A 9,297-nucleotide genomic window follows, 5' to 3' on the forward strand; every position below is an offset into this window, starting at 1 on the left:
ATATGCCGCAGCGCTGGAAACGATGGCGACAAATGGCTGGAGGCACCTGTTAGTTCTTACAGTATCTGGCCCGGGAAAACAGGTTCAGTATTGGTTCACTGATGCCAAGATTCACGTCACCATGAATACACACCATGACACAGCCACTCCGACCTTGTCGGTCATGGACCCGCGAGCATTGGCGATTCGCAATGTTGCCTATTGTCGGCATCCGGACCAATCCGACATCGAATCGCGCATTACCCGGCAGATCTTTGATGCCGCAAGGCGGCAAGTGGCGTCGTGGGATCCACGCTTGTGGGGCGCTGCGCCGAATCCGAATCTGGCCACCCGCTACACGTTGAGCGGACAAACGGTACTGACAGACAGCGTTGACGCCGGTTGGCGGTTGAGCCTGTTGAGTGAAGCTGGTTCGATGTGTTCTGGCTGGGATGCGCGGGGCAACCAGAGCCATCATCAATACGATGCGCTCCAACGGCCGATAGCGCTCATCGAGCAAGCGCACGGTGGGCCATCTCAGGTGGTTGAGCGTCGGGTTTATGGGGATGCCACGGATGAATGCGCGCTGCACAATCAGTGTGGCCAACTGATTCGCCATGACGATCCTGCCGGCAACCGGCACTTCAATGATTATGGCCTTGGCGGCGCAGTGCTGGTGGAGTCGCGGCGCTTTTTGATTGAGCTTGCGCCGCCCGACTGGCCACCCGAACCCGCCGACCGGGAAGAGTATCTCGAAGAAAAAGTGTACGTCACCCGCCAGACATTCATCCCGACAGGTGAGCTTCAGCGTCATACCGATGCGGTGGGTAACATCAAAACGGTGCATTACGACGTGGCTGGAAAGCCTCGCGCGACCTGGCTTCTGCAGGCCGGCGGGGGCAAGACGCCGAAATGCCTGGTCAGCGAAATCTGTTACAACGCTCAGGATCAGGTCGAAAGTGAAGCGGCTGGTAACGGTGTTATTGCCCGTGCCGAGTACCGCAGTGAAGACGGCCGGTTACTTAGATTAGTGGCAGTTGCCGGCGTACAAACACCCTTGCAGGATCTGAACTACAGCTATGACCCGGTGGGCAACATCGTCGGTCTGGAAGACAAAGCCGTGGCGGTAAGTTACTTCAACAATCAACGTGTCGAACCGGTCAGCCGATATCGCTACGACAGCCTGTACCAACTGATTGAAGCCAAGGGCTGGGAAGTCAGTAACCCAAGTCACGGCCCGGCATTGCCGGATCTGTTGCCGACTCCGCTGGACCCCAATCAACGACGCAATTACACCCAGACATTTGATTACGATGCGGCGGGTAATCTGATCACTCGTCACCACAGTGGCACCCCGGGTTTTTCGATGTTTACCTCTGCTGGCAACAATCGAAGTCTGGGGCAGCGTGATGACGGTTCCCTGCCAGAAGAAAGCGATATCGTTAACGGATTCGATAACTGCGGCAATCAGTTGGAGCTGTTACGCGGGCAGAAAATGGTTTGGGATATACGCAATCAGCTGGATCAGGTCACTTTGGTTTCGCGTGAAAACAGCACTGATGACTGCGAATGTTTTCGCTACGACCGACATGGGCATCGTTTGCGCAAAGTGTCCATCAAGCAGGCTTCCGGTCGAACCCTTCGCAGCGAGGTTCGCTATCTCGATGGTCTTGAATTACGTTACAGCGCCGGTGATGGCGAGTATCAGGTCATCAATGTCGAGCTCGGTCGAACTTCTGTACAGATACTCCATTGGCCTGACGGTGCTCATGCCGATCAAGTTCGCTACAGCTATGGTGATCTTGTTGGTTCCTCTACGTTGGAGCTGGATGCGCAAGCCGGCATTCTGACACTGGAACACTATTACCCTTTCGGTGGTACAGCATGCTGGGCCGGAAAAAGTGGGGAGGTGGCGACATACAAAACCAATCGGTATTCAGGTAAGGAACGGGACGCAACGGGGCTTTATTACTACGGTTTTCGATACTGCGCGCCTTGGTTACAGCGTTGGATGAGCCCGGATCCGGCCTTTGATGGACTTAACCTGTTTGCAATGGTCGGCAACAACCCGATAAGCATTGTTGACTCCGACGGTTTGGAGGGGAGCGATGCGCAGAACAGATGGCGTAGGGCGTACGCTGGAGTCGTGGCATCAAAAGATGGTGTATGGGTACGCTCTGTTGGCCCGGGAATAATTGCAGTCGACATCACTGGCGGTAATGAGCTTTTCAACCGCATGGGAATGGATATGGAACGCTCCGTCAAAGGTGACAGGAGTCTTGCCTATTTGTCTCTTGATCCGTCAATGCGAGGCAAAGTGGCCGGGGCCGAACTGGGTATTCGTCTGAATACAGTGTCGGGAGAAAACATAAAGTTGCAAGCAGGTCTTCAGAACGCAGCTGTCGTAGCCTATGTAAATGGTGGTTTTTTCAACCTGAAAAATCAGGCTAGCAAGTACGTCTCGCCTTTTGCGTCGATCGGCCCCAGCAAGATCGGAGGTCAAAAGCAGATTTATGCGCCTGTACCTTCTGACTATCGAAGACATTTTGTGACAGTCCGAATGAGAGACGGCTCGAGGATTGAAGCCGGGCCTCTTCTGTCGCAGGGTGGCGAAGCTGCTTTTCCGGAAAGCATGTTAGGTCATACCAAGTTTCTCTTTGACCCCAAGAACAATCAACCTGGAAAGTTGGGTCATGCAGGTTCACCTAACATTCGTTCGGGAATCACTTTGCCCGGCGGATCAGAAACCGGGCAGCGTACGCGTCTGGCATGGGGCAACAGCACCGGACGTAACGAAACGGCTACGGGCTATACCATGCCTGAATGGTCCAGAGTGATGGCCAGGCTTGAAGGTATGAGTGGGGCTGGAGGATGGTCAGTGAACCTTGATGGCGGATATTCCGCCGGGATTGGTGTGGTTGGCGCGCAGGGTGATGTGCTCTACAGGCGACCTCAGGAGGGCGCGCCAGTCAGATCCATCGGCAACTTCTTTGCCTACTATCAAAAGCCCCAGAATCAGGGTTTTTTCAAAAAATGGTTTTCATGAGTATTGGCGGATGAGCCTTTTTTCCATCGCACCTGTTAGTTCTTACAGTATCGGGCGAAAGAAAACAGGTGCAGTCTTGGTCCTCTGATGCCAAGGACTCGCGTAGCCATGAAGACTCACCATGACACCGCCACTCCGACCTTGTCGGTCATGGACCCGCGAGCATTGGCGATTCGCAGCGTTGGCTATTGTCGGCATCCGGACCAAACCGACATCGAATCGCGTATTACCCGGCAGATCTTTGATGCAGCGGGGCGTCAGGTGGCCTCGTGGGATCCGCGATTGTGGGGAACGGCGCCGCAGCCGAACCTGGCCACCACGTACGGATTGAGCGGGCAGGCATTGCTGACGGACAGCGTCGATGCCGGTTGGCAGTTGAGTCTGCCGGATCAGGCTGGCTCATTGCATTGTTCCTGGGACGCCCGAGGTAGCGAATGCCATCGCGACTATGACGACCTGCAGCGCCCGATTGTTGTGACGGAGCAGGCCCGTGGCGAACTGCCTCGTGTGGTTGAGCGATTAAGTTATGCCGATACGGGTGATGCCTTCGCCCAGCACAATCAGTGCGGTCGCCTGATCCGCCATAATGACCCGGCGGGGACCCGGCTCATCCACGACTATGGTCTGGCCGGTGCCGAGCTGGTCGAATCGCGGCGCATGCTGACGGACCTCGATCTGCCCGACTGGCCCAGCGACCCTGAACACCGTGATGGGTTGCTGGAGAAGCAGTCCTACGTCACCCGCTACGTTTTCTGTCCGACCGGTGAACTCCAGCGGCAGACCGATGCCATGAACAATGCCCAAACCTTCCATCACGACGTGGCGGGCAAACTTTCTGCGGTGTGGCTTCACCCGGCCGGCGCGGATAAGCAGCCCAAGTGCCTGGTCAGTGCTATCCGTTACAACGCGCAGGAGCAGATCGAACAGGAGACCGCCGGTAATGGTGTCATGACCCGCGCAGAGTACAGCCCTGAGGATGGTCGGCTGCTGAAGCTCAGCGCAGCCGTCGGCGAACAAACACCCTTGCAGAATTTGCATTACGTCTACGACCCGGTGGGCAATATCGTCAGCCTCGAAGACAAAACCCAGGCCCTGACCTACTTTAACCAGCAGCGCATCGAACCGGTCAGCCGCTATCGCTATGACAGCCTGTATCAACTGGTCGAAGCCAAGGGCTGGGAAGTCAGCCAGCCGAGCCATGGCCCGGCATTACCGGATCTGCTGCCCACACCGCTGGACCCGAATCAGCGGCGCAACTACACCCAGACATTCGATCACGACGCGGCGGGCAATCTGCTCACCCGTCATCACAGCAGTGCGGCGGGTTTTTCGATGTTTACCTCGGCTTGCAGCAATCGAAGTCTGGCCCAGCGCGACGATGGCTCTCTGCCGGGAGAACCGCAGATTTCGGAAGGATTTGATCGCGCTGGCAATCAGCTGCAATTGCAGCGCGGACAGGCCATGAGCTGGGATGTGCGCAATCAATTGAGACGAGTGACGCTGGTGCAACGCCAGGACGAGCCGAATGACGACGAAGGTTATGTTTACGATCGACCCGGCCATCGGTTGCGTAAAGCACGCCTCAGCCAGACATCCGGGCAAACCCTGAAAACAGAAGTGCGTTATCTGCCGGGTCTTGAGGTGCATCGCGAAGCGAACGGAAAAGAGCGGCATGTTATCAGTGTCGAAGCCGGGCGTAATCAGGTGCGAATGCTGCATTGGCCTGATGGAGGTGAAAGCGATCAATTGCGTTACAGCCTGAGTGATCATCTCGGTTCCAGCACTCTGGAATTGGATGAGGGGGCGGGGATTTTGAGTCAGGAGCACTATTATCCGTTTGGTGGTACGGCGTGCTGGGCGGGTAAAAGTGTTCTGGTGGCGAAGTACAAAACCATCCGTTATTCGGGTAAGGAACGCGATGCTACCGGGCTCTATTATTATGGTTATCGGTATTACGCATCGTGGTTGCAACGCTGGATAAGTGCTGATCCAGCGGGTCCTGTTAATGGGTTGAATATTTTTATTTTTGTTTCAAATAATCCGATAGTGTTCAGTGATGAGGATGGGCGAGTTTATGAGGCCAGGAACGATCAATTTGAGCGTGCGCTACCGCCAGGCTCTATTGTTGCTCGAGGCTTGGTGGAGTTTCCAGCGGATAAACAAACTATAATTCTAGAGGCTTTCGCCCAAGTCGAGCTTATTTATACAAATGCTCAAGTTGCTATCAGTTCGGACTTGGTGGATCACGCAGCAATATTGACAGATTTCTTCGGTGCCGGGTATGAGTCTGTAAAACCCAGCGTCTTAGATGCTTTTACCAAGGGAGCGGAATGGGCAAAGAAGTACCAACAGCCATGGGGCTCGGACAGAATCGTCGGGGTTAATGTTCAAGGTGTGGCTGCTTCTGTATTTAAAGACGATAAGCAGGGGCGGATTTTTTTGAATGTAAATACTCTCGATCCAACTAAACTGGCTTACGTGCTTAGTCATGAACTCACTCATTTAAAGGAAGTGGATGGGGTTGCCGGGACTCAGGCCATGGATAATTTTTATTTACCGAAGGCAAAGCAGCGGCCTTGGTCGGATTTTTTCATGAAGGGCATGGTTCCAGAACACATAATTGTCGCTGCCAAGTTTCCGAGCGCTCGACAGGAGTTTGCATTTGGGGTCGCAACGCATTCAGGTGTGGATCCGTCGAATTTGAATTACGACACTGCGGCCTCTTTATTCAACCGCAACCCTGGCATCAGGACGCGAATGGCATCTGAAAATGCGGACAGTATCAGGGGGGCAGCTTCCGAACTCAGCGATCGACTGGTAGACAGCCGAGCTAAGAAATTTGGGTAGCGCTGCAGGTAAACAAGTTGACGCCGCTGTTCCTGTCGGCGTTGTACGAGGCCTGTTACAAGATTCGCGGGCCGAAAAAGGATGCTCAATAAAAGCGAGCGCTCCCGCTCATCGCCAGCAGACTGGCTCCCACAGTTGGTTTCATGTCCGGCTTCGAAAGAGTGCCCGGCACATAACGGATATGTAATTTCCCCGCCACCGTCACGCAAGGTTCGGATTGTTACCTTGATCCCGTCAGCTACTTAAACGAGGAATCAACGATGAAACTTGCCCGACTCAGTGCTTTCGCAGCCGCTTTGACGATCTCTTCCGTGGCGTTGGCCGAAGGCGGTGGTGACCGCACATTCGAGCGGATGATGACCAACAACGACCGTTCCATGGAGCTGTTCGTCGCCAAGGAAAAGACCGCCGGCAACCCGGTTGTCGTCACTGACAAGAAAGACGACAAAACCCGCGATCTGTAAGTCTGCTGCACCTGAACAAGCCCGTTATCGCGCATCGATGCCGGGCTTTTTTTACGCCCGGATGTGAAGGAAAACGATATGAAAGTACTCAAGTTGATTGCATTCACAGCAGTCATGGCGATGTCTGTGAATGTGCTGGCTGAAGGCGGTGGTGACCGCACCTTTGAACGTGCGCTCAGCGCCAACAGCAAAGCCATGGAACAGTACGCCGCCAACCAGGGCAAAGCGCCGCCGGTGGTGAAGGATTACCAATACGGAATGAAGCTGGATGTGGCCAAAGTGGTGAGCGTGGTGAAGCCGCAGGCTGCGTGCAAAGTGGTGCCGACGGCCATGACTTATGAGGATTCCACAGGTCAGCTCAACACCATCAAGTACAACGTGATGGGAGTGTGTCGAAACGGCGGGAGCTGAATCTGTAACGTCTAATCGCGGTCCCGTGTAGGAGCTGCCGAAGGCTGCGATCTTTTGATCTTGATCTTTAAAATCAAAAGATCGCAGCCTTCGGCAGCTCCTACAGGGGCCAAATTGCAATATCACGCTGCGTATTTCAATTCGTGATGTTTAAAGGTTGTGTGGGAATCGCGGAACCTTCCCACAATGTTTTCAGGTTGTCCGTCGGACGACCGCGCTCTAGCCTGTGTGGGTCGCTGCCAATTCAGCGATCGGGATTGGAACCCCGTGGCTTTACAGAAAGCGAAAGCACTTTTCATGACGTATGCTTGCACACCTTTGATGGTATGCAGTTCGTTATGGCAGCTGTGCGCGGGAGACTTCGAGTCTGTCGGGTTTTCTGTTCCCCGGGTTCCAACCTGCGTACAGCTGCCACCCTTTCGATTGGAACCGAATGGGCCAGCTCCACTATCAGAACAGAAGATGAACCTTATGAAAAAGCCAACACCCAATCCCCCCGAAACAGACGCCATCCCCGACGCCAACTCAACATCCCCGTACGCCTCCGTCGACACCCGAAAACTCCACGAAGCCGCCGACCGCGCCCTCGATTTCTACCTCAAACCCTCAGCCGCGATCATGTCCGCACCGTACATCCCCAACCAGATGTTCCTCGTCAATCCCAAAGCCGATACCGAATCATTACTGGCCAACGCCAGCGAATCCCTGGCCTCGGCCACGGTGATGCTCGGCGACTTCGCCGCGCTGCTGGGCGGCACCCATCGCAAGACCCTGCTGGGTATCGCGCAGGTCGTCATGCTCGGCGAACTGGCGGTGAACAAGGCACTGGATAACGTCGAACCAGACGCTTGACCTTGTGGGAGCGAGCTTGCTCGCGAAAGCGGTGGATCAGTCGATGATGATGTTGTCTGTGCCGACGCCTTCGCGAGCAAGCTCGCTCCCACAGGTGTTCGGGGTGAATTGAAGTCCGGACATAAAAAAAGCGCCCCGAAGGACGCCAAAAGATTCACCTCTTACCAAAGGAGCAAGGAGCTTCTAAAGGTGAATTTGCATCAACCGCGTAATCAGAGAATTGCCAGCGGATACTCGACAATCACCCGCACTTCATCCAGATCCGACTCAAACGCCGTGGCGCGGGTGGTGGCTTGGCGCAAGCGCAGTGACAGGTCTTTCATCGAACCGCTTTGCACCACGTATTTGACTTCGATATCGCGCTCCCATCGCTTCTGATCGGTCAGCGGATTGCCCTCGGCATCGCGGCGCATGTACACGGCGTTGGCGTTGGAATAATCAGCGTCGGTGCCGCGCGCGTAACGGGTCATGAACGACAAACCCGGCACGCCGTAAGTGCTCATGTCGAGGTCATAACGCACCATCCACGAACGTTCTTTCGGCGAGTTGAAGTCGCTGTACTGGATCGAGTTGTCGAGGAAGATCGAGTCGGACTGGCGCAGGTAATCGAAGTCGTCATTGCCGTTGTTGCGCTGGTGGGAGAGGGCGACGGAGTGGGCACCAAGCTTGACGCCAACGCGGCCACTCCAGATGTTGTTGTCGAATTCGCCGAGCAGTTGTTTGCCCTCGTCGACGGCCTTGTAATAGTTCAGGCCACCGAACAGTGAGAGGTCATCGGACAGCGGATACGTCCAGGCCGTACCGGCGTAATACTGATTCCACGCATCCTTGAGACGGCTGGAATACAGACTGAAACTGAGGTTCTTGTTCAACGCGTAATCGCCGCCACCGTAAGCAATCCACGGCGAATTGACCGGGCCAGCGTAGAAAGTGGCGAAGTTCTCGCGCATGTCGCTGGACACCGGTTGGCTCATCGCATGCAACCGACCACCCTGAACCGATAGACCTTCAATGCTGGTGTTGCTCGCCGTCACGCCGCGAAAGCTTTCCGGCAACAAGCGCGAGTCACCCGCCGCGACCACCGGGTTGGCCGGGAACACATCACCGACCCTGACCACCGTATCGAACGCCCGAATTTTCGCGGCGCCACCGACCTTGGTGTATTCGTCCCGCGCCTCGCCATCACTGTTGACCGGCAACACATCAAACGAACTGCGCCCGCCATTACGGCCGTCACCACTGTCGAGTTTCAGACCAATCATGGCAAACGCATCGACACCAAGGCCGACGGTACCTTGGGTAAAACCGGATTCGAACTTGCTGATCACGGCATGCGCCCAAGCCTCGGAATAACCGTTGCCGGTCGGGCTGGACTGGCCGTTGCGATGATCACGATTGAAGTAGAAGTTACGGTTGAGCACCGTCAGGCTGCTGCCTTCGACAAAGCCTTCGGGCTTGTCCTCTGCAGACACCACGGACGGCCCGGCGCCGACCACCACCGCTAAAGCGGCCATCGATATTTTTGAATTGTTAACCATCAAACACTCCTTGGGTTCGGCAGAACGGGAACGTGCATCGGCGTGGGTTTTATTGTTCGGCGGGGCAGGGCCCGCCGGCATGGTCGCCGGGTGACATCGTTGCAAGCTGCGGATAACGCCAGGGTGATGGGGGAATTACAATTTCGTCACGTAACAGGAA

Annotated in this window: 6 protein-coding genes; 5 read left to right on the forward strand and 1 reads right to left on the reverse strand. The window is 55.4% G+C overall.

Translation table 11 applies throughout. From position 1 onward, the window contains the following. Positions 1–121 precede the first annotated feature (121 nt). The 5 genes from H8F23_RS21005 to H8F23_RS21025 all read left to right on the forward strand — a co-directional run bounded on the left by H8F23_RS21005 (position 122) and on the right by H8F23_RS21025 (position 7,599). Positions 122–3,025: an RHS repeat-associated core domain-containing protein gene (locus tag H8F23_RS21005; protein WP_194935648.1), complete on the forward strand. Its 2,904-nt coding sequence runs from the start codon at positions 122–124 to the stop codon at positions 3,023–3,025. A gap of 108 nt (positions 3,026–3,133) precedes the next feature. Then, positions 3,134–5,872 carry an RHS repeat domain-containing protein gene (locus H8F23_RS21010; protein ID WP_194935649.1) on the forward strand — a complete coding sequence of 913 codons (2,739 nt, stop codon included), beginning with the start codon at positions 3,134–3,136 and terminating at the stop codon, positions 5,870–5,872. Between the two features lie 260 nt (positions 5,873–6,132). Further along, complete coding sequence (locus tag H8F23_RS21015; protein ID WP_194935650.1) at positions 6,133–6,336, forward strand: co-regulatory protein PtrA N-terminal domain-containing protein; 204 nt, start codon at positions 6,133–6,135, stop codon at positions 6,334–6,336. Between the two features lie 78 nt (positions 6,337–6,414). Then, positions 6,415–6,747: a DUF2790 domain-containing protein gene (locus tag H8F23_RS21020; RefSeq protein ID WP_194935651.1), complete on the forward strand. Its 333-nt coding sequence runs from the start codon at positions 6,415–6,417 to the stop codon at positions 6,745–6,747. 471 nt (positions 6,748–7,218) lie between these two features. After that, positions 7,219–7,599, forward strand: coding sequence for a DUF6124 family protein (locus H8F23_RS21025; RefSeq protein ID WP_194935652.1), 381 nt, complete (start codon positions 7,219–7,221; stop codon positions 7,597–7,599). Positions 7,600–7,811: 212 nt separating this feature from the next. Here H8F23_RS21025 and H8F23_RS21030 read toward each other — a convergent pair whose 3' ends face one another. Then, on the reverse strand, positions 7,812–9,137 hold the full coding sequence (locus tag H8F23_RS21030; protein WP_194935653.1) for an OprD family porin: 1,326 nt from the start codon (positions 9,135–9,137) through the stop codon (positions 7,812–7,814). Positions 9,138–9,297: the final 160 nt, after the last annotated feature.

The sequence above is a fragment of the Pseudomonas neuropathica genome (assembly GCF_015461835.1).
Classification (GTDB): Bacteria; Pseudomonadota; Gammaproteobacteria; order Pseudomonadales; family Pseudomonadaceae; genus Aquipseudomonas; species Aquipseudomonas neuropathica.

Excerpts from the sequence above, each read along its gene's own strand:
- H8F23_RS21005 (WP_194935648.1), top strand. The coding sequence starts at position 122 with ATGAATACACACCATGACACAGCCACTCCGACCTTGTCGGTCATGGAC.
- H8F23_RS21010 (WP_194935649.1), top strand. The coding sequence starts at position 3,134 with ATGAAGACTCACCATGACACCGCCACTCCGACCTTGTCGGTCATGGAC.
- H8F23_RS21015 (WP_194935650.1), top strand. The coding sequence starts at position 6,133 with ATGAAACTTGCCCGACTCAGTGCTTTCGCAGCCGCTTTGACGATCTCT.
- H8F23_RS21020 (WP_194935651.1), top strand. The coding sequence starts at position 6,415 with ATGAAAGTACTCAAGTTGATTGCATTCACAGCAGTCATGGCGATGTCT.
- H8F23_RS21025 (WP_194935652.1), top strand. The coding sequence starts at position 7,219 with ATGAAAAAGCCAACACCCAATCCCCCCGAAACAGACGCCATCCCCGAC.
- H8F23_RS21030 (WP_194935653.1), bottom strand. The coding sequence starts at position 9,137 with ATGGTTAACAATTCAAAAATATCGATGGCCGCTTTAGCGGTGGTGGTC.